This is a genomic window from Pseudomonas sp. H3_E07, assembly GCF_054668895.1.
The window spans coordinates 6,077,525-6,096,591 of sequence record NZ_CP162795.1 but is presented as its reverse complement, the minus strand read 5'-3'; the positions used below and the strand labels follow the sequence as shown (position 1 = coordinate 6,096,591).

Here is a 19,067-nt window from a genome sequence, read left to right as displayed (position 1 = left end):
GCCAGGGAGGCCGGTATGCAGCCGCACCGCTTGCTGGACGAAACCGAACAGCGGTTTCACCAGAATTTCCTTAACCGCAACGGCAATACCCAAGTGACCACATTGCTCACGGTGCCGGGGTGCGTCAGCCCGCTGCGGGCGTGCAAGGCATTTGGGCAATTGGTCGCCGACTATGCGTTTCTGCGCCAGAAGATAGTGCCTGTCGGCAACGACAGGCATGGGTTCGTGGCAGTCGAAGACGAGGTCCAGGCACTACCTTGCACACCCCCGACATCGTTGCTTCCCGACGTTTTGCTCAAGCTTGAGCTCAACCGTTTGCTGGCCGACCAAGAAGGCTGGAGGGCGCTGGTGGTGACCGACCCCGAGATCGATCAGACCCATATCCTGCTCACGCGCAACCATGCGATCTCCGACGGCTACAGCACCGCCAGGTTGGTCAATAGCCTCGCCGGCTACCTGGGTGAGATGCCCGCCAGCCTCGATGATCGAGCGGCGCATGCGTTCCGCATACGCCTGGCGCATTGGCGCGGTTCACCCATCGAGACAGGCAAAGCCAGTTACGCCGATTTTGTCCGGTTGCAGGTCAGTAGCGAGGCCGAAAAACGCATCGATCAACTGCGCACGGCGTCGGGTTTCAGCACTAACGCCATTTGGGGCGGGGTTTTTGCTCATAGCTATCTCAGGCATTTCGGCGTCCCCGCATTCGATTTATTCACCGCGTATTCGCGACGTGAGCCTGGCGCCGCTGGGGCTCCGCTGACCAAGGCCTGCTTGATTGACGTTCGCAAAACCACGCTCGATAGCCAGAGCCCGGATCTGTATGGGTGTATCGAGCGGTATGCGCAGGCGGTGGCCGAGGCCAGGGCGCTATTGGGAACACACGAAGAGACGGTGCTCGACCACACCCCGAGGCCCGCGCTGGCGTTTACCAATACCGGGTCGCTGGAGCGGTTCCTGACGCATCCCGCGGCTTCTGTGATCGGTTTCTCAACGTTGGTCAACCGCACCGGTGGCAACTACGACTTCGTCCTGCACTTGGCCCGGTTCAATGGCACCTGGCATGCAGCGTTGGCCTTCAGTTCGCTGAAAGTAGAGCGCTCAACGGCGCTGGCGTTCAAGGCGCAGATCGAGGCCGTGCTTGAGGCACTGCCTGCTGCGTTCAACATCCCGTGAGGAATTGATAATGGATACTTCCAGCAAGAAGAAATTAACGTTGCTCGCCACCTGCCTGGGGTTCGTGGTGGTGTTGCTTGATGTCAGCGTGGTCAACGTCGCGCTCGAAAGTTTCAAGGCCGAGTTCGCCACCGATGTGCTGCAACTGCAATGGATCGTCAACGCTTACACGCTTTTGTTTGCCTCCTTCCTGCTCACCGGGGGCGCGCTGGGTGACCGGTTCGGGCACAAGAAAGTGTTTTTATGGGGGTACGTGGTCTTTACCCTGGCCTCGCTGGGCTGTGGCCTGGCCCAGACGTTGCCGTCGCTGATTGGCTTTCGAGCGCTGCAAGGCATAGGTGCTGCACTGCTGGTGCCGACGTCCCTGGCCCTGGTGCGTATCACCTTTGAAGTGCCTGCCGAACGCAGCAAGGCGATTGCCTTGTGGGCGGGCGTAGCGGGCATTGCGCTGGCGGCCGGTCCGGTCGTGGGCGGGTTACTGATCGGTGTGTTCGGATGGCGCAGCATTTTTTTCATCAACTTGCCGATTGGCCTGATCGGCATTGTGTTGTGCCTGATCAACGCACCGCGAATTCCGGCCAATCACAAAGGCGGTTTTGACCTGTGGGGGCAACTGCTGGCGTTGTTTACCCTGGCCAACCTGACCTACACCGTCATCGAGCTGGGCCGCCAGAAAGGTCTGGACCAACGCGTTCTGGTACATGCGCTGTGCTTTCTTGGCGGCCTGCTCGGATTTTTGTGGGTCGAATCACGTACCGCACGACCGATGGTTCCGCTCGCTGTCTTCAACAATGCGGCCTTCAGCCTGGCCTCGATATTGGGAGTGATCGTGAACTTTGTGTTCTACGGGCTGATTTTCGTGTTCAGCATTTTTTTGCAGCAGGTCAATCACTATTCGGTGATCAATACCGGACTGGCCTTTATTCCCATGACTGGCGTGCTGTTCTTCGGCAATCAGTTGGCGGCCCGTTGGTTGCCCAAGTTGGGTGAGCGGCGCCTGCTGTCGTTGGGGCTGGCCATCGCGCTGCTCGGCGTGGTTGCGCTCACGCCGTTCGTGGGTGGGGCGCCTTACGCCCACATTGCCGTGCAGATGTTTGTCATCGGCTTCGGTATCTCACTGACGGTGCCCACCTTGACTGCCACCGCCGTTAACCATGTCAGCAGTGACAAGTCCGGCGTGGCGTCGGCCATCGTCAATGCGTCGCGCCAGGTGGGCGGCCTGATTGGCGTGGCGATCTTCAGTCTGTTGATCAACGTTGCCGACGCCGCCCAGTTCGGCCATGGCTTCACCCAAGTTATCGTCTTGTCCTCGCTGCTGTTGGCCGCGGGCTGGGCGTTGACGCTCGTGTTGCTGCGCAAGCAACCCATGGCCGCGCAATCGGCCGCCTGAAGCAGTGCTCAATAAACCTGGAAACATTGGAGATTGAACATGCAAGCAGTCATGAAGACCGAGGCAAACGACGGCTACGCGCCGCACTCTCTGGACGCCCAGCAAATCCTGGATTATCGGGCCAACGGCTGGATGAAACTGGAAAATGTGATCAACGCCCAAACCGTGCAGATGCTGCTCAACGAGGCCAAGACCCGGATGGGCGAAGTCGCGCGCACCGTCGATCGCAACGATCCCGGCAAGCAGATCGAAAATGCCTACCGCTGGTATGCGCGCTGGGATGAAGTCTCCGCCACCTGTCCGCAGATCAAGGCACTCAGCCACTCGCCGCAGCTGGCCAGCATTGCCTCGCAACTGGCGGGCGAGGAGGTGCGGTTCTATTCGGACCATGTGTTCGCCAAGAACCCCGAGTCCGAAGCCGGCGGTGACACTCCCTGGCACCAGGACTTTCCACATCATCCACTGGACCGGCAAGGAGCGCTGAATATCTGGATCGCGCTGGTCGATCTCACGCCGGAGATGGGGACCATGCAGTTTCTCAGCCGCAGCCACCGAGCGGGCATGCTGGGGCGCTACTTCAATCGCCGCGATAACGTAACGTTGCTCGACGAACATCCTTGGGTGCTGGATGAGTTCGAAATGTCACCGCCTATTTCGCTCAAAGCCGGCGATGCCACCGTGCATGACATGAACGTGATCCACGCGGCTCCCGCTAACAGCTCTAATACGCCACGATGGGTGTATTCAACCCTGTGGTTGCCCGTTTCGGCACGCTACACCGGGGCTTCCAACCACCGTACCGACCCCCTCGGGTTGACGCTGGATATGCCGATGGAGCACCCGAAGTTCCCCATTATCCCAACGCGCTGACAGGCAGGTTACCCGGCCGGCGCCTGCCGGTCGGTGTTTGATTACGCCCAAGGAGTTGAACATGCCACATGTATACCTTGAGTACACCGCAGGGGTAGGGAGTGACGTTAATTTCAAGGAGGCTAGCCAGCGCCTTCATAACACCCTTGTTGAGGTTTCCGGACTGCGGCTGGACTTGGTTAAGACGCGGCTCATTCGATACGACAACTATTTCGTAGGTGATTGCGTTGAGCCTCAGGAGTTCATCCATCTGAACGTGTCGACTGTTTCCGGTAAGGCTGGCGATGATGAAAAACGCCACACCATCAGCCGTCTCCTGCTGGAGGTGCTCGCTGACATTTTCGAGCCGGTGCTGCGCCAGCAGAAGGTGGATATATCCGTACAGATCACTGAAGTGCCCGCAAGTGGCTACGTGCGCATACGATCAACGTTTTTGGAACCATGAGGGTTGGATGATGGAATGCATCAAGACGCCCGTCTTCGACCTCGCCGGGACCGTTGATGTATTCATATCGCGACAGGTTCGGTATCAGCATTGCGGCGATGAAAATGAATGCGCGCCCAGTTTTGCCCCCCTTTACATCGGGCGCGCGGGCGATCGCGAATGGGGGCTTATGACCTGACGCTTCACTTCAACGCCGGATCTCCAGGGTTAAGCTTCGTCCACGACTGCATGCCGGACTGACTTACTCAACTTGAGTTCGGCAGCCTGCTCGTCACCCGCGTTACAGGAGCTCTCCACTGGCCAACTGTTTCCGCATCGGTGTACAAGCCAGCTCAAGACCGGAGGGCGAGGTATAGATAGCTTGAATATCTCCGTGATAGCCACACCGACGGTAGAACGCGGTTGCGTTAGGGGTAGCATCTAAATGGATGTCGACGATCCCAGCGTTAAAGGCCAGTCGCTCAAGGTATAGGAGCATTGTCTTGCCAATCCCCTGTCCCATGAATGCAGGCAATACGAAAATAGCGCCTATCTCTCCAGACTGGAAATCAATCAGACCTGTTGCGACCGGTATCTCGCCCAACCAGGCAACGTGGTACTCCTTTTCCACCCAAGCCCGATATCGGTCTGTGAGCGGCACATCAGTCCACGCCATTACATGCTCAGCGGTATAGACGGTAATGCATTGATGCCGGATCGCCTGGAGGCGTATATCAAACGCGGCCTCGGCGTCAGTACGTTTGGCTGGGCGGATCAACAGCATCTTCACTCTCCTTGTCATCAATGAGTTGGAAGGGGAATGAAAAAGCCCCATCCATTTCTGGCGGGGCTTCTGGTCAATGCTTCTGTTCTAAGCGCACATCGCCCTATGGCCCGCCAAAGGCAGTCATCAAGGGGCGCATCATGCTAACGAGATTTGTAGGCGTCATTGATCGATAATCTGGAAATTCGAGCACTGTGTCAAGAAACGAAAATGCGAACTGGCGAGTGGCTCTTTCGGGAAATCTGATCGTGTTCAGACCATTTACTTTGTCCAGACGTCTTCACCAGACCCTTACTGTTCATCCATGCGGCCGCAGATGTGAAACTTCACTCGCCCGCCGTATCGGCAGGCACACCATCCGCACGTTCCCAAGCCTACTGGCGACGGCCAAGACAGGATTGTTTGAAACTCAGTGTGATGACACGAAGGGCGAAGGGGTTGGCGGTGCCGGCAACGCATAAGCTTGCTTCATCCATGCCACCTCCGCTATTGGCGTGCGTCCGAAGAGGCGCTTGAAATCGCGGCTAAATTGCGAAGCACTTTCATAACCCACCAGAAATGCCGACTTGGCCGCTGTCAGGTCGTTACGCAGCATCAGTAATCGCGCTTGATGCAACCGCGTCGACTTGAGGTACTGCATAGGCGAGGAATCGGTCACCTTGCGAAAATGTAGATGAAAGTTAGGCACGCTCATCTGCGCTTCCTGGGCGAGGATTTCTACATCCAGACGCTCGTGGTAACAGCGGTGGATTTTGTGAATGGCGCGCGTCACCTTGCCGAACTGACCCTGCTGGGCGATAGCCGCGCGTAGGGTGCCGCCTTGTTCGCCAGTGAGGATGCGGTAGTAAAGTTCGCGCAACATCGCTGGTCCGAGGATTAGCGCGTCGGTGCAGTCGCCCATGACTTCCAGAAAACGCAGGGTCGACTGGCGCAGCGGTTCGTCCATGGGCGAGGCGTACATACCCATAGGCTGAGCCGCGCGGATGTTCCATACCTCATCTACCTGCTGAATCAGCTCGCCGGCCAGATTGAAATCCAGACGTATGTACACCGCCAGCATTGGCTCCGCCTCGCTAGCGTCGGTCTCCATTGTAAAAGGCACGGGCACTGACACCACCAGATAATGCTGGGCGTCATAGATGTAAATGTCATCACCCAGATAGCCGCGTTTCTGCCCCTGACAGAGGATGACGATGCCCGGCTCATATAGAACCGGGGTGCGCTTCAGCGGCCGGTTGGAACGCAGAAAACGCACATCATCCAGCGGACTCAGGTTGTAACCCTCCAGCGGTGCAAGCTGGCCCATCAACTGCACCATACGCGCAGTGCTCGGATCCTTGGATTTCGGCATCGATTGTACGTTCTCCACTTTTATGCTCAGCCGTCCGTGGAACAGCTCAGCGCTTCCCATTGCTCAATACTCTCCGCCGTCCGCTGCAGCTTGTCACGCACCAGAGCCAGGGCGTCGCTGCCCAGCAGCAGTTGAGCCGGCGGATTAGGGCTGGTGATAATAGTCATCATGGCGCGTGCGGCTTTCTGCGGGTCGCCCAGTTGAAGACCGCTTTTTTCCTCACGGGCTTTTCGCACCGGGTCGAACGTCGCATCGTAGTCACTGATGCTGCGCGGCGTACGCCGCATCGAACGACCTGCCCAGTCCGTTCGGAAAGACCCCGGCGCCACGGCCGTTACAAAAATATTGAAGGGCGCAAGCTCTTTGTTCAACGTATCAGAGATGCCCTCCAGGGCAAATTTGCTGCCGCAGTAGTAAGCAATACCTGGCATGGTGATATAGCCACCCATGGACGTGATATTGAGGATACGTCCCGCCCGTCGCTGGCGAAAAAAAGGCACAAACGCCTTGGTCATCGCCACCGCGCCGAATACATTGACGTCGAACTGACGGCGCATTTCCTCCAGCGACGACTCCTCGAAAACCCCTTCGTGGCCATAACCCGCGTTGTTAACCAGCACGTCCACCGGGCCATACTGATCCTCAACAGCGGCGACGACGGCGTCGATGGCATTAAAGTGGGTAACGTCCAGCACCACGCCATGGGCTCTCTCAGGCAAGAGCGCCTGGAACGTTGCCAGAGAGGATTCGCTGCGAACAGTGCCGATCACTCGATGGCCCTGAGCGAGAGCTTCCTTCGCCAGGGCCTGGCCAAAGCCGCTACTAACGCCCGTGATAAAAATGGTTTTGTCTGCACGCATGGGGCGCACTCCTGAATATATAAGGTCAGGCTATGCTAGGGCGGGGAGTGGTTGGGAACTATGCCTGATTCGATTTTAGTATTGCCTGATCCTATCGGAGTGATTGGCGATCAACCTGAAAACGGGTGGCAAAAAACGAGGCCAAAGGAAGAAAAACGACGGGCTTATTTACCTGCTCCAATGTCTGCTTCGTGTCGCGAGTAGTTTTTCGGTAACGCTGATGTGCATGGGGTCTGGCCGCAGGTGTCGCACCTGCGCTCCAAGGTGTTCGCATTGGCAGTAAAGGCTGTGCGCGCAGTTAATCGCCGAACAGATCGAACATCAGGCGTCGGAACCATTTATTGACGGGGCCCGGTTGTATTTGCTGGGCCAGAATAAGTTGATGGCGATTTCGGTAAGGCAACGGGACTGGCGGGCTTGGAAATGAAAGGGTCTCCATGCCCATGAAAAGCCAGAAATGCTCAGCTAAACAGCCTGCCCGACAACGTCTAAAGACTCTCAGGGTCGCCAAAAAACATTTTGACTTGGCTCTAGGAAGCTGTTTTCAGACGGAGAAAATTCAAGTGTGCCCCCAGTTTTGCCCCCACTGGCGCGGGATATACGGGCGATCGAGATTGGCGATCTCTGAGGCGTGCCAGGGTGGTCGTCGATGGCTTTCAGTGTTGCTCCTCATCGGATCTGGCTGGGAGAGGGCAGGGCTCAGGAAGGACCAGCTAATCCGCTCTAGGTCGACAACAGCAACTCCGATCGGCTGTGTTCGACCGAATATTTGTATCCGCGTAATTGGTTTGCTGGGCTTGGAGGTTTCTACGGAAACAGTGGCGATTCAGGAGGTGGAACGACAGCTGACCGTTGCACTACGTCAACGGCTCAGCGAAGCGGCTCAAGTGTCCAGCGACGATTTTGGATTTGTATTAGACGAACGCTAAAAGTATATCGATGTCATTCGGCCGGCATGATGGTTAAAGCGTCCTCTGCTATCAGCCAAAAGCGGTAATCTGCGTTTTATAAAGTGCGAGTTAAGCAGCAAGCCTTTCGCAGGCTTTAGGTGATTATTCCAGTTTGATCGCCTCTATCCCCTCATGCTACGGCTCATTAGGCGTTGGTCTCTCAGCGGGTAGAGGCACCAAGCTTGGGGTTCGCCACGTGAAATAAAGCATCAGGGTCGCGACTAGTGCAAAGGGCAATCCCACCCATAGCGATACCTTGTAGGCCAGTAATACTCCCGCAGCGCCACCAACGAAAGCAGCTAGCAGGAGAAAGTAGGCGTCTTCAATTCCCCTTCCTGGTCTAACAATAAATGTTACTAAGTCTTGCATGCGTGGTTCCTATATAAGAGGTGTTTTTGGCATGTCTTGGCCACCGCTATAAATCTAAGTTTCATCAATTTTTATTGATGCGAGTAGATTCCTCTCGGTGTCAGTGGGGATCAGCCCTGTTGTGTCTGCGAGCAAGACAGCCTGGCCGTTAATGTTGTTCACGGTTACCTCGGCTCGCGCTCGATTTCCGTCATCAATCCCCATGATTTTCCACACGCAAGTCAGCTCATCACCAATGTAAACGGGGCGCTTGAAGCGAAAATTCATAGAGGTGGCCAGCCAACCCAATTGCCCTCCGATTTCCGTAATCAGCGTCGCAGTCAGCAAGCCATGAGCGATGACACCATCAAAGCCTTTTGCTTCCGCGTACATAGCGTTGGAATGCACCGGGTTGTGGTCGCGCGATAGCACCTCAAACTGAACGATATCTGCGTGCGAAAAAGTGCGTTTGATTTCGAAAGTATCGCCTTCCTTAAGTCCTTCAATTGCTTTCTGGCGCATTGCGTTCATTGGCATCTCCGACGATTTAAAACGTATGGTCAATCCCTGGGAATGAGCCCGACTCGACGTCTTTAGCAAAGGCTTTTGCAGCGTCACCCATCACCTTTCTCATATCCGCATACTGTTTGACGAATCGCGGCAATTGACCATCACGAAGCCCTACCATGTCCTGCCAGACGAGTACCTGGGCATCGCAGCCAACACCTGCACCGATTCCGACGGTAGGGATGGAGACTGTCTCGGTGATCCTCGTAGCGACGTCTCCTGGCACCATTTCAATAAGCAGGCCAAACGCCCCTGCACGCTCGAAGGCAACGCTCAAGTTAATCAAACTCTGAGCGTCCTCGCCCTTGCCTTGAATGCGGTATCCGCCCAGCTGGTGTTCTGCCTGCGGGGTAAAACCGATATGAGCCATAACTGGAATGCCTGCGCCTACCAACTTCTCAACCTGCGCAAGCATTTCGATCCCACCTTCGAGCTTTACGGCATGAGCGCCGCCTTCCTTCATGAAACGGGCTGCGGTATGGAAACATTGTTCAGGCGATCCCTGATAAGAGCCAAAAGGCAAATCCGCAATGACCAACGCCCGCTCAGTAGCGCGCGAAACCGCCCTGACCAGAGGCAGCATCTCGTCAACTGTTACCGGCAACGTCGAGTCGTGCCCATAAACGTTGTTGGCGGCGGAATCGCCTACGAGCAGTACCGGAATTCCTGCTGCCTCAAACACCGACGCGGCGTACATGTCATAAGCAGTCAACATGGCCCATTTTTGACCCCGTGCCTTCATGTCTTGTAAATGTGGAATTCTTACCCTGCCGAGACGAGGGCTGTTATAGGGGGCGGTGATTTGATCAGACATTTTGCTTCCTTAATTCAAATGGTCAGCCGTTCGGCAGCAAGAACCACAGCAATGACGATCATCGCGGCTCCCGATATCCGGCTCACATAGGTAGCCGCTGCTGGACGTGAAGCAAGCACCGCTCCGGCGCCGTAGCCAACCGCAAGATAGACGACGCCGCAACTGAAACCGTGGATCAAACCTAACGCGATAATCTGAGCCCCTACTGGCCACCCCGCTGACGCATCAGTGAACTGAGGTAGCAGTGCCAGGAACAACAAAAGAACTTTCGGGTTGAGACCGCTGACGCACAGTCCTTTTATCGCCCAGGCCATCCAGCTACTGTCACCGCTGGATGCTCCTTGAGCAGGCAACGAAGGCTTTAGCAACATGTTGAAGCCGAGCCATAGGAGATAGGCCGCCCCCATTAGCGTTAATGTCAGCAACGCATGGGGTATTTTGACCAACACCCCGCCCACGCCTGCAGCGACGATCAACGTGGCCAAAAGGTGACCGGAAAGCATGCCGACTACGGCGGGTAGAACACGACCTCGCAAACCTGCCGATATCGAGTAGGCCCAGTCGACTCCAGGCGTGATAACAAACAAAAATGATACGGCCCAGAAGGCCATCATCAAAGACACTGTCACGATCAAATCCTTCTTTTTTCATCAGTTCAGTGCGCCGTTTACCGCCCTGAAACACTGTGGTGGAAGGATAAAGAAAGCCAAGTGGTATTATCTTTCGAATAAACCCGCCAAGGCGGACTGCATTAGAAGGTTTTTCTGAATGGATCGAATTGATAAGAAGATTCTTGCGCAGCTACAGCAGGATGGTCGCCAGTCGCTGACAGAATTGGCCGACCGTGTGGGTCTCAGTTTGTCTCCATGCCATCGACGCGTTCGGGCGATGGAGGATGCAGGCGTTATCAAAGGGTACCGTGCTCAGCTATCGGCGACCGAGATAGGTCTGAATTTCTCGTCCCTTGTATTCGTAACCCTTCGAGAGGGGCACCAAAAAGCGGTAGCGGATTTCGAAAATGCTCTACCGCGAGTTACCTATATAGTCCAAGCACAAAGACTTTTTGGCGATCCTGATTATCTGCTAATGGTGGTTACAGCAGATCTTCCAGCCTTTCAGAAGCTTTACGATGAAGAACTGTCTAGGTTACCTAACGTACAGCGTCTCACATCGACGTTAGTGATGAAGCACGTCATCACAGATCGTCCTCTGCCTTTAGAATAAGAGCTCAAGCATTACGAGAGAGTCAGGGGGAAGCAGTCATACCTTTGTCGAATCCCCCGATGTTGAGATACGACTGCTTTGGCGCGAACAAAGACTGTTGCATAGGGTCGTCTATGGCTGATAGCTGCTGCTTTTGAACGACTGGTTGAACCCACAGCCAATAGCTACCACTCAAAGTCAGCTGTAATCGCCCCATTGCAGCCGGTCGCTTCCGGCTGCAACCGATCAAAAGCATTTGCTCATTCACGGGTTTGTGGGGCGGATGAAGCTCATGCGCCTTGAAGGTCGATGACTCAGTGCTTGTAGAGTAACGCCTCAACTACAACGCCAAACGCTGACGAATGTTCACGGCGATTGGGGTAGTAGAGATGGTAGCCGGCAAAGGGTTGGCACCAATCTTCCAACACCCGCACAAGGCTACCGTCGCCAAGCTCCTTCGCCACCATGTCCTCTGGCAGGAAAGCCAAGCCACATCCCGCCACGGCCGCACGCAGAATTGGCACGCTGCTGTTGAATGTCCATTGGCCTTCGACGCGAGCTTTGAGTTCGTGGCCATCCTTTTCGAAATCCCATTGCATCAGGCTGCCGTGAGTCGGCAGGCGCAGGTTGATGCAGTTGTGTGCCGCCAGATCTCCCGGTTCCATCGGGTAAGGCCGATGCCGGAAATACTGAGGCGAGCCGACAACTGCAATACGCAAGGATGGACCGATCGGCACGGCGATCATGTCCTTGGCCACCTGTTCACCCAGGCGCACACCTGCGTCATAACGCTGCGCGACGATGTCGGAGAGGGCGTAGTCGACGGTGATTTCGACCTTGATGTCCGGGTAGTCGGGCAACACCTTCAGCAGCTTCGGCCAGAGGATATTGTTGGCTGCATGTTCGGACGCCGAGATCCGCACGTTGCCGGCCGGCGTGTCGCGAAACTCACTGACAGCAGCCAGTTCCAGTTCGATCTCATCGAAGCGCGGCGCCATCGACTGATACAAGCGCTGGCCGGCCTCGGTCGGCGAAACGCTGCGTGTGGTTCGCGTCAACAGGCGCACGCCCAGCCGAGTTTCTAGGGCGCGCATGGTGTGACTCAGCGCCGACTGCGAAACGCCCAGTTGCGCGGCAGCACGGGTAAAACTGCCTTCGCGGGTGATGACCACGAAGGCTTGCAGGTCGTTGAGATTGGGGCGGGACATTGATGAGTACCTCTCATGAGGAGCGCGTGATTATTCCATGAAAGCAGGTCGCGCACGGATGCGCGACCCTTGGCGCGCTGATCACAAGGTGCGTGCGTAAAAATCCGTCAGTTTGCCGATCGCCGCATCGACATAACGCGGCACCCAGTAGGTTTCGATGTGTGTGGCGCCATCGAGGATGAACACTTCCTTGTCAGTGGTGCCGATGGCTTTCGGGAACGCATCCTGGGTCATGTACAGGCTGTCGGCCTTGCTGCCGGCGATCATCAGCAAGGGTTGATTGATCAACTCGATATGGTCGGTGGCGTCGAAACGCATAAGGTCAATAAGGCTGCTGGTGGTGTATTTGAAGGTCGAGTTCGGGTGCGCGTGGGTTTTCCAGTAGTACTCATAACCTTGGCGATACAGTTCGAAAGGCAGTTCGGCAATCTGCTCGTCGGTGAGGTTGGCATCCCCCGAATACAGCACTGCGCCCCCCGCTGCCTCTTGCGCGCGCGCTACTGATGCCTGTTGCAAACGTTGCTGAATGCTGTCCATTTGCGAGTCGTTGTAGCCGTTGCGGCGTACTCGACCCGAGTTGAACATGCTCACCGTCGCCAGGGATTTGAAGCGTTTGTCGGTTTGCGCCGCCGCCAACGAATAACCACCGCCGCCACAAATGCCGAGCAGGCCCAGGCGGTTGTCATCCACACCAGCGAACTGGCTGATGAAATCGGCCATGCCGTGAATGTCTTCGATGCGATACGCCGGTTTATCGATGCTGCGCGGCTGACCACCGCTGGCGCCTTGATAGGCCGCATCGGCCGTGATGGTGATGTAGCCCTGTTCGGCGAGGCGCTGGGCATACAGACCGGCGACTTGCTCTTTTACGCCGCCATTCGGATGCGCAACCACCACGGTCGGGTAGTTCTTCTTCGCGTCGTAGTTGGCAGGAGTGTAGACGTTGGCGGCGATGTCCAGACCGTTGAGCTTATAGCTGACCGGGTGAATGTTGACCTTGCCCGGTTCGTTGCGGGTGATCGCGCCGTCGTAGGCGAGGGTGAACGGGTTCTTCTTGTAGTCGGCGGCCAAGGCTTCGCCTGCCGAGAGGCCGACCAATGCCGACATGAACGTGGCTTTGAGAGTGTTCTTCACGTGAAGCTCCTGAGCAAAAAAAGGCGGCAGTTGCAAAAGTATTTGGGTCAGTCCAGCTGTTTTTCTTTGAGGAACTGCGCGACCAGGTCAGCGATCTGCACGTTGTTCAGATCCGACATAGGGAAATGGGTGTTGCCGTGAATGCCAATCTCCGGCAGGTGTATCAGTCGCACATCACCGCCATGGCGATTGACCGCGTCACGCCAGAGCCGGGCCATTTTCAGGCGTGCGCGCCAACTGTCCTGAGCGGGCAGATCGACTGCCTGTTCCGGGATGTTGTCGCCGTACAGGATCAGAATCGGAATACGCGTCAGTGCCATGAATTGCTCCATCGGCACCTCTGCGCCTTGCACCGTGTCGAACGCACTGGGGATCGGCGCCGGCACCTCACCGTCAGCAAACACGAAACTGCTGCCCGGTTCGAACGCCACGATGGCTTTGACCTTGTCGTTCTTGATAGCCGTCAACCAGCCCGGCCCGCCACCCTGAGAATGCGTAAACAGGATGCCGGGGCCGATTTTGTCGAACAGCGCCGACACACCATCGGAGACCACGCCCATGTCAAACGGCCCGGTGTTCGGCGTCATTGCCCTGAAAAACTGCTCGCGGGTCTGGGCATCCTGTGCCACTTGCACGCCGTTGAAGTAGCGGGGCCAAAGGCCGATGCGGAACTGGTTGAACCACAGTTGTTCGTCCGGCACAGGCTTGATGGTGGTCTCGACCATGCTGCGCCCGGCATCACCACGCCGGGGCTGATCGATCACATAGACGCCGTAGTGGCGGCGCAGAAAGATGTTCTGAAAACCCTCACGACCATCGGCGGTGGTTTCCCAGGTTTTGGAAAACTGACCCGCGCCGTGCCACATGACGATGGGCAGTTTTCGCGCGTCCACCGGGATTTGATAGAAGGCGTAGGCGTGGTCACCGTGGTAGGTCTGGCCGTTGGGCGTCATCGGTTGGCGCGGGTTGAAGGTGCCCGGTGCCGTGGTCATCGTTCCGCCTGCGGCGAAGCTGCCTTGTTTCTGGATCAGCAGCGGGCCTTCGGGGTGGTTCGCGCAGGCCGCCAACAGGCTCAACAGCGTGACGCTCAGCAAATGTTTTGCAGTTCTCATGTCATTTCCTCGAAGCCGTGAGGGCTTGGACCAGCGCTGCGTTGGCCCGCTCGGCGGTCTGTGCATCGCCATGCTTTTTCAGCAGCTCGGTGACTTGGTGCAACTGTGCCGCACTGAGCCCGACGCGCAGGCTCGCTGCCATGTGCGAGCGCAACTGCGGCTCGACCCCCGGCGTTGCTGCCAGGGCCCCGACAGTGGCCAGTTCACGGCTTTGCCAGTCGAGGTTGTCGCGCTCGAAGATGTCGCCGAACAGGTGGGTTTGCAGGAAGCGGTTGATCACCGGAGCGAACTCGAACACCGGGCCTTTGACCGGGGCGCCGGAAATCTTGGTTTGATTCGCCGTGCCCGCGGCCAGCAGCTCATCCCCGACCGGAATCGCCCAGCTCGGCTCACGCCCCGGCGCATCTTCGATGCCGCGTTGTTTGCGCGCCTGCACCACGGTCATCAATTCATTCAAGGCGTTGAGGCTGCGCGGGAAGCCGACGTAGGCGTAAAGCTGCACGAGAACTTCACGGGTTTCGCTAATGGTCAGGCCGGCATCAAGCCCTTGGTTGAGCGCCGTGTTGAGGTTGGGCATGTCGCTGGTCGCCATGAACGCCGCGATCAGTGGAATGGCTTGTTGCTGGCTCGACAAGCTGGCTGCGCTGGCAAGTGTGTTGGTCATGGTCTGCGATGCCTCGGCTGCTTGAATGGGAACGCTGAAGATCGCCGCAACGCCCAGACAAAGCGCGATAAATGCGGGGAGGGCGGTGCGGTTGCGTACTTCAGTGGTCATCATGAAAGGCTCCGTCCATTGCAGGTCACTGCGAGGTGTGGCTGGATCGTACGGAGGATGTTTGTGGCGATTAACCCCGAAAAGGCGCATGGACTCCTGAGTAAAACTCATGAGTCGACGTTGCCAAAACTGCTGAAAACCTCGCGCGAACCCGCTGTTACGGGGCCTGGAGGTCAGATGACGGTTCGCCGCAAGAGTGTCGAGCGAACAGCTTCGACACATTCCGTAACTTCATTGGCCGGCGTATTGCGCCTCCGAGACCTGCTCCGCCCAAGTGACTGTCTGGCCGTCCTCGGCTTCGGCGATGGCGATGTGGGTCATGCCACTGTTGGCCGTGGCGCCGTGCCAGTGCCGGGTGTTCGGCGGAATCCAGACAGTGTCGCCCGGACGGATTTCCTGACGCGGGCCGCCCTCTTGCTGCACATAGCCAACGCCAGCGGTGACGATCAGCGTTTGCCCCAGTGGATGGGTGTGCCACGCCGTGCGTGCGCCAGGTTCGAAGGTCACCGTGCCGCCGCCGATGCGCGCGGGAGCGTCACCTTTGAATAATCCATCGACGCGCACCGCGCCGGTAAAGTTTTGCGCCGCGCCCTTGATCGAGGGCTGGGTACCGTTCGGGGTAATGCGGATTTCATTAGCAGCCTGGGCTTCTGCGGTCATGAGTGAGAAAGCCACGAGTGGCGCGATCAATCGGTTCATCGGATCAACTCCGGTCAGGCAATGAAAGCGGCGCCCCACGCAGCGCCGCGTTGGGTAGACTCAAAGTCCGGTCATTTTCAGTGCCGATTCCGGCAGGCGTTCACCGTGCACCTGAATTTGCGCCATCCGCTCGTTGATCACGCGCAGATCGTCTCCGGTCAATTGCAGCTCGACCGCGCCCAGATTTTCTTCCAGACGATGCGGTTTCGTCGTACCCGGGATCGGCACGATCCACGGTTTCTGTGCGAGCAACCAGGCTAGGGCCACTTGCGCCGGCGTGGCGTGTTTGCGTTGCGCGACGGCTTTCACCACATCGACCAACGCCAGATTGGCCCTGCGCGCTTCAGGGGAAAAGCGCGGGACGAAATTGCGGAAATCGCTCGCGTCGAACTGCGTGTGCTCGTCGATCTGACCGGTGAGGAAACCGGCACCCAGCGGGCTGAACGGAACGAAACCGATCCCCAGTTCTTCCAACACCGACAGCAGTTCCAGCTCCGGGCCGCGCCAGAACAGCGAATATTCGCTCTGTACCGCCGTGACCGGTTGCACCGCGTGAGCCCGGCGTATGGTCTCCACACCCGCCTCAGACAGGCCAAAATGCTTGACCTTGCCCTCGGCGATCAGCTCCTTGACCGTGCCGGCGACGTCTTCGATGGGTACCTGCGGATCAACGCGGTGCTGATAAAACAGGTCGATGCAATCGGTGCGCAGACGCTTCAACGACGCCTCGGCCACGGCGCGGATATGCGCCGGGCGGCTGTTGGTTCCGCCGCCGCGTGCGCCGGTGACCAAGTCGATATCGAAGCCGAATTTGGTAGCGATAACGACTTGCTCGCGGATCGGCTGCAAGGCCTCGCCCAGCAGTTCTTCATTGGCGAACGGGCCATATGCTTCAGCGGTGTCGAACAAGGTGACGCCTTGCTCGTGGGCCGAACGAATCAGCTTGATCATGCTGGTTTGGTCGGCAGCCGGCCCGTAGGCCGACGTCATGCTCATGCAACCAAGGCCCAGTGCGGACACTTTCAGGCTATTGCCCAACGTGCGGATTTTCATGATGTCACTCCGTACAGAATTCGATTAACGCGTGAGGGGGTGATCGCTCAGCCAGCCATTCACGCGCTCCATGGTCTTGCGCTCTTGCTCACCCTTCATCACAAAACCTTCCAGAACCTTAGTCTTCGGCGTGTGCTTGACGAGCACGCTGCGACTGTTGCCCAAGCCATAACCGCCGTGGGTGTTGAAGGGGATGAGGGTCTTGCCGGTCAGGTCGTGGGCGCTGAGGAAGGCGCGCACGATCGGCGGCGCGGTTTCACCCCAGATCGGAAAGCCCAGATAGATCGTGTCGTAGTCGCTGAGGGCGTGAACCTTGTTTTGCAGCTCGGGTTCGAAGCCGCTGTCACGCTCCTGACGCGCCTGTTCCACGGTTTCCAGATAGTCCTCGGGGTAGGCGTGGGCCGGGCGAATCTCGAACAGATCGGCACCCAGTCCACGCTGGATCAGCCCGGCAACTACGCGGGTATTGCCCGAGCGCGAGAAGTACGCGACCAGAATCCGCGAACCGGAACGCGGGGTTTCATGGGGGCTTTGCGTGTCGGCGAGTGACAGCAGCGGGGCGCTGGCCAGTGCAGCGATGACCGTGCGCCGCAGCGGATCGTGATCTTTGCTCATCGGCCGACGCGTGCCTTGAGGGCCTCGGGATAGCGCTCGCCTTCGATGCGGATCTGCGCCAGCGCAGCATCAATCGCCTTCAGCTCCGCTGCATCGAGCGTGATGTCCGCGCCACCGAGGTTTTCTTCCAGGCGATGCAGCTTGGTCGTGCCCGGAATCGGTACGATCCACGGTGCCTGCGCCAGCAGCCAGGCCAAAGCGATCTGCGCCGGCGTGGCTTGTTTCTGCGCGGCGATCTGACGAATCAATATCACCAGCCCCTGATTGGCTTGCAGCGCCGACTGGCTGAAGCGCGGCACGATGCTACGAAAATCGTCGCTGCCGTAAGTGGCCTCCGCCGACACCGTGCCGGTGAGAAAACCCTTGCCCAAAGGGCTGAACGGCACGAAGCCGATGCCCAGTTCCCACAGCGTCGGCAGGATTTCCTGCTCGGGCTCGCGCCACCACAGCGAGTATTCGCTCTGTAGCGCCGTGACCGGTTGCACCGCGTGCGCACGGCGAATGGTCTGTGCTCCGGCCTCCGACAGGCCGAAATGCTTGACCTTGCCTTCGCCGATGAGGTCTTTCACCGTCCCGGCGACGTCTTCGATCGGCACGTCCGGATCGACGCGGTGCTGGTAAAGCAAATCGATGTAATCGGTTTTCAGTCGGCGCAGCGAACCTTCGACGGCGACCCGAATACGTTCGGGCCGGCTGTCCAGAGTCTGCTTTGTGTTGTCGGCACCGACGGCGAAGCCGAATTTGGTGGCGATCACGACCTGTTCGCGAACCGGGAACAGCGCCTCGCCAACTACTTGCTCATTGAGATAGGGGCCGTAGAACTCGGCGGTATCGAAGAACGTGACGCCTCGATCAACTGCCGTGCGAATCAGCGAGATCGCCTGCTGCGTTTCTGTCGCTGGACCGTAGCCATGGCTCAGGCCCATGCAGCCAAAGCCGAGTGCCGATACTTCAAGTGAGCTGTTGCCGAGTGTGCGGTTGTGCATTTCGTTCTCCCGAATAAGGCGTTGGGGAACAGTAAGCGAGCTACCGAATAGGTACTAGACGCTTAAATCGGCAAGGGTTCATGAAATTTGCTCATCAATCCCAAAACAAGAGAATGGCGCTGTCATGTCGTACGCAGCGAGTATCATCCATCTCCGCATCGCTTTAATTGCTTCAGGTGTGAGATCTCACATCGGTTGCCGGTAATGCGCTTGCTACAGCTTTGAGGCTTTCAGAAGCCATTGCCTCAGTCAGTCTGCGGACCCATGCGGAGCATTCCCGCTATGAACGAGGTAATAGTCTTCGCCCTCTGATAAGGAAGTATCGAATAGCTGCGCAAGTTGGTTTTGCTCCAAGGCATCTTCGACAAGCCAGGGACTTGTTAGCACCACGCTTTGACTGCGCCGCGCCGCGTCAATGGCGAGTTCCGATTGATCAAAGCGCATTCCGATCTTCAAATCTGTCTGCGGTCAACCGGCGTGGGCAAACCATTTGGGCCAGTTCGCATGTGAAGTTGTATACAACAGCGTTGCCTTCACCAAGTCCGAAACTTCAAATAGCCGCAGTGTGCTGCAATACACCCTGACTTCTCCGGGCAGCATTAATTCGGCAGTGAGCCCTAGGGCATGGCCATAGCAATGACGCACCGCAATATCAAGTATCCTGATCGCCGTCTAGGAGGTCTGTGCTCGCATTCAAATGCAATTTGAGTTGCGGATCATCACGAGTAACCGCTGGTATGCGCCTGGAGAA

Annotated in this window: 19 protein-coding genes; 5 read left to right on the top strand and 14 right to left on the bottom strand. The window is 57.5% G+C overall.

What is annotated here, in order from left to right; genetic code table 11:
• Positions 1–15: 15 nt before the first annotated feature.
• From AB4O08_RS28195 to AB4O08_RS28180, 4 genes are all read left to right on the top strand, one after another.
• On the top strand, positions 16–1,173 hold the full coding sequence (locus tag AB4O08_RS28195) for a hypothetical protein (RefSeq protein ID WP_044287165.1): 1,158 nt from the start codon (positions 16–18) through the stop codon (positions 1,171–1,173).
• Positions 1,174–1,183: 10 nt separating this feature from the next.
• Complete coding sequence (locus AB4O08_RS28190) at positions 1,184–2,563, top strand: MFS transporter (RefSeq protein WP_021492016.1); 1,380 nt, start codon at positions 1,184–1,186, stop codon at positions 2,561–2,563.
• A 39-nt stretch (positions 2,564–2,602) separates the two neighbouring features.
• On the top strand, positions 2,603–3,433 hold the full coding sequence (locus AB4O08_RS28185) for a phytanoyl-CoA dioxygenase family protein (RefSeq protein ID WP_021492017.1): 831 nt from the start codon (positions 2,603–2,605) through the stop codon (positions 3,431–3,433).
• Positions 3,434–3,494: 61 nt separating this feature from the next.
• On the top strand, positions 3,495–3,878 hold the full coding sequence (locus AB4O08_RS28180; protein ID WP_010210555.1) for a tautomerase family protein: 384 nt from the start codon (positions 3,495–3,497) through the stop codon (positions 3,876–3,878).
• A gap of 280 nt (positions 3,879–4,158) precedes the next feature.
• On the opposite strand, the gene AB4O08_RS28175 is transcribed toward AB4O08_RS28180, so the two are convergent.
• From AB4O08_RS28175 to AB4O08_RS28150, 6 genes are all read right to left on the bottom strand, one after another.
• The gene (locus AB4O08_RS28175; protein WP_460114604.1) at positions 4,159–4,641 is read right to left on the bottom strand and encodes a GNAT family N-acetyltransferase; all 483 of its coding nucleotides are present in this window, start codon (positions 4,639–4,641) and stop codon (positions 4,159–4,161) included.
• Between the two features lie 409 nt (positions 4,642–5,050).
• Complete coding sequence (locus AB4O08_RS28170) at positions 5,051–5,992, bottom strand: AraC family transcriptional regulator (protein ID WP_047543811.1); 942 nt, start codon at positions 5,990–5,992, stop codon at positions 5,051–5,053.
• 26 nt (positions 5,993–6,018) lie between these two features.
• Positions 6,019–6,852 carry an oxidoreductase gene (locus AB4O08_RS28165; protein ID WP_044287168.1) on the bottom strand — a complete coding sequence of 278 codons (834 nt, stop codon included), beginning with the start codon at positions 6,850–6,852 and terminating at the stop codon, positions 6,019–6,021.
• Between the two features lie 1,373 nt (positions 6,853–8,225).
• Entirely contained in the window at positions 8,226–8,681 is a 456-nt protein-coding gene (locus tag AB4O08_RS28160) for a MaoC family dehydratase (RefSeq protein ID WP_041064257.1), read from the bottom strand.
• A gap of 16 nt (positions 8,682–8,697) precedes the next feature.
• Positions 8,698–9,531 carry a 3-methyl-2-oxobutanoate hydroxymethyltransferase gene (gene panB / locus AB4O08_RS28155; protein WP_098479585.1) on the bottom strand — a complete coding sequence of 278 codons (834 nt, stop codon included), beginning with the start codon at positions 9,529–9,531 and terminating at the stop codon, positions 8,698–8,700.
• Positions 9,532–9,545: 14 nt separating this feature from the next.
• Positions 9,546–10,166, bottom strand: coding sequence for a LysE family translocator (locus AB4O08_RS28150; protein WP_098479584.1), 621 nt, complete (start codon positions 10,164–10,166; stop codon positions 9,546–9,548).
• Positions 10,167–10,299: 133 nt separating this feature from the next.
• Here AB4O08_RS28150 and AB4O08_RS28145 point away from each other — a divergent pair, with 133 nt between their 5' ends.
• The gene (locus tag AB4O08_RS28145) at positions 10,300–10,755 is read left to right on the top strand and encodes an Lrp/AsnC family transcriptional regulator (RefSeq protein ID WP_176332040.1); all 456 of its coding nucleotides are present in this window, start codon (positions 10,300–10,302) and stop codon (positions 10,753–10,755) included.
• Positions 10,756–11,048: 293 nt separating this feature from the next.
• On the opposite strand, the gene AB4O08_RS28140 is transcribed toward AB4O08_RS28145, so the two are convergent.
• The 8 genes from AB4O08_RS28140 to AB4O08_RS28105 all read right to left on the bottom strand — a co-directional run bounded on the left by AB4O08_RS28140 (position 11,049) and on the right by AB4O08_RS28105 (position 18,316).
• On the bottom strand, positions 11,049–11,942 hold the full coding sequence (locus tag AB4O08_RS28140; RefSeq protein ID WP_101270021.1) for a LysR family transcriptional regulator: 894 nt from the start codon (positions 11,940–11,942) through the stop codon (positions 11,049–11,051).
• Between the two features lie 81 nt (positions 11,943–12,023).
• Entirely contained in the window at positions 12,024–13,076 is a 1,053-nt protein-coding gene (locus AB4O08_RS28135) for an alpha/beta hydrolase (protein ID WP_101270023.1), read from the bottom strand.
• A gap of 47 nt (positions 13,077–13,123) precedes the next feature.
• On the bottom strand, positions 13,124–14,068 hold the full coding sequence (locus tag AB4O08_RS28130; RefSeq protein WP_176332055.1) for an alpha/beta hydrolase: 945 nt from the start codon (positions 14,066–14,068) through the stop codon (positions 13,124–13,126).
• A gap of 121 nt (positions 14,069–14,189) precedes the next feature.
• A complete protein-coding gene (locus AB4O08_RS28125) occupies positions 14,190–14,963 on the bottom strand; it encodes a carboxymuconolactone decarboxylase family protein (RefSeq protein ID WP_413469069.1) in 774 nt (257 codons plus the stop codon).
• A 231-nt stretch (positions 14,964–15,194) separates the two neighbouring features.
• Complete coding sequence (locus tag AB4O08_RS28120) at positions 15,195–15,662, bottom strand: (R)-mandelonitrile lyase (protein WP_101270027.1); 468 nt, start codon at positions 15,660–15,662, stop codon at positions 15,195–15,197.
• Positions 15,663–15,722: 60 nt separating this feature from the next.
• Positions 15,723–16,715 (bottom strand): aldo/keto reductase, encoded by a 993-nt coding sequence (locus AB4O08_RS28115; protein ID WP_101270030.1) that lies wholly within the window; start codon positions 16,713–16,715, stop codon positions 15,723–15,725.
• Positions 16,716–16,739: 24 nt separating this feature from the next.
• Complete coding sequence (locus tag AB4O08_RS28110) at positions 16,740–17,330, bottom strand: flavodoxin (protein ID WP_101270033.1); 591 nt, start codon at positions 17,328–17,330, stop codon at positions 16,740–16,742.
• The gene (locus AB4O08_RS28105; RefSeq protein ID WP_101270036.1) at positions 17,327–18,316 is read right to left on the bottom strand and encodes an aldo/keto reductase; all 990 of its coding nucleotides are present in this window, start codon (positions 18,314–18,316) and stop codon (positions 17,327–17,329) included. The genes AB4O08_RS28110 and AB4O08_RS28105 overlap by 4 nt, the downstream gene beginning before the upstream one ends.
• Between the last annotated feature and the right edge of the window lie 751 nt (positions 18,317–19,067).

Bases quoted from the DNA above. Each gene is read 5' to 3' on its own strand.
- AB4O08_RS28110 (WP_101270033.1), bottom strand. From the start codon at position 17,330: ATGAGCAAAGATCACGATCCGCTGCGGCGCACGGTCATCGCTGCACTG.
- AB4O08_RS28130 (WP_176332055.1), bottom strand. From the start codon at position 14,068: ATGACCACGGCACCGGGCACCTTCAACCCGCGCCAACCGATGACGCCC.
- AB4O08_RS28140 (WP_101270021.1), bottom strand. From the start codon at position 11,942: ATGTCCCGCCCCAATCTCAACGACCTGCAAGCCTTCGTGGTCATCACC.
- AB4O08_RS28145 (WP_176332040.1), top strand. From the start codon at position 10,300: ATGGATCGAATTGATAAGAAGATTCTTGCGCAGCTACAGCAGGATGGT.
- AB4O08_RS28170 (WP_047543811.1), bottom strand. From the start codon at position 5,992: ATGCCGAAATCCAAGGATCCGAGCACTGCGCGTATGGTGCAGTTGATG.
- AB4O08_RS28120 (WP_101270027.1), bottom strand. From the start codon at position 15,662: ATGAACCGATTGATCGCGCCACTCGTGGCTTTCTCACTCATGACCGCA.
- AB4O08_RS28190 (WP_021492016.1), top strand. From the start codon at position 1,184: ATGGATACTTCCAGCAAGAAGAAATTAACGTTGCTCGCCACCTGCCTG.
- AB4O08_RS28115 (WP_101270030.1), bottom strand. From the start codon at position 16,715: ATGAAAATCCGCACGTTGGGCAATAGCCTGAAAGTGTCCGCACTGGGC.
- AB4O08_RS28175 (WP_460114604.1), bottom strand. From the start codon at position 4,641: ATGCTGTTGATCCGCCCAGCCAAACGTACTGACGCCGAGGCCGCGTTT.
- AB4O08_RS28160 (WP_041064257.1), bottom strand. From the start codon at position 8,681: ATGAACGCAATGCGCCAGAAAGCAATTGAAGGACTTAAGGAAGGCGAT.
- AB4O08_RS28195 (WP_044287165.1), top strand. From the start codon at position 16: ATGCAGCCGCACCGCTTGCTGGACGAAACCGAACAGCGGTTTCACCAG.
- AB4O08_RS28105 (WP_101270036.1), bottom strand. From the start codon at position 18,316: ATGCACAACCGCACACTCGGCAACAGCTCACTTGAAGTATCGGCACTC.
- AB4O08_RS28180 (WP_010210555.1), top strand. From the start codon at position 3,495: ATGCCACATGTATACCTTGAGTACACCGCAGGGGTAGGGAGTGACGTT.
- panB (WP_098479585.1), bottom strand. From the start codon at position 9,531: ATGTCTGATCAAATCACCGCCCCCTATAACAGCCCTCGTCTCGGCAGG.
- AB4O08_RS28165 (WP_044287168.1), bottom strand. From the start codon at position 6,852: ATGCGTGCAGACAAAACCATTTTTATCACGGGCGTTAGTAGCGGCTTT.
- AB4O08_RS28125 (WP_413469069.1), bottom strand. From the start codon at position 14,963: ATGACCACTGAAGTACGCAACCGCACCGCCCTCCCCGCATTTATCGCG.
- AB4O08_RS28185 (WP_021492017.1), top strand. From the start codon at position 2,603: ATGCAAGCAGTCATGAAGACCGAGGCAAACGACGGCTACGCGCCGCAC.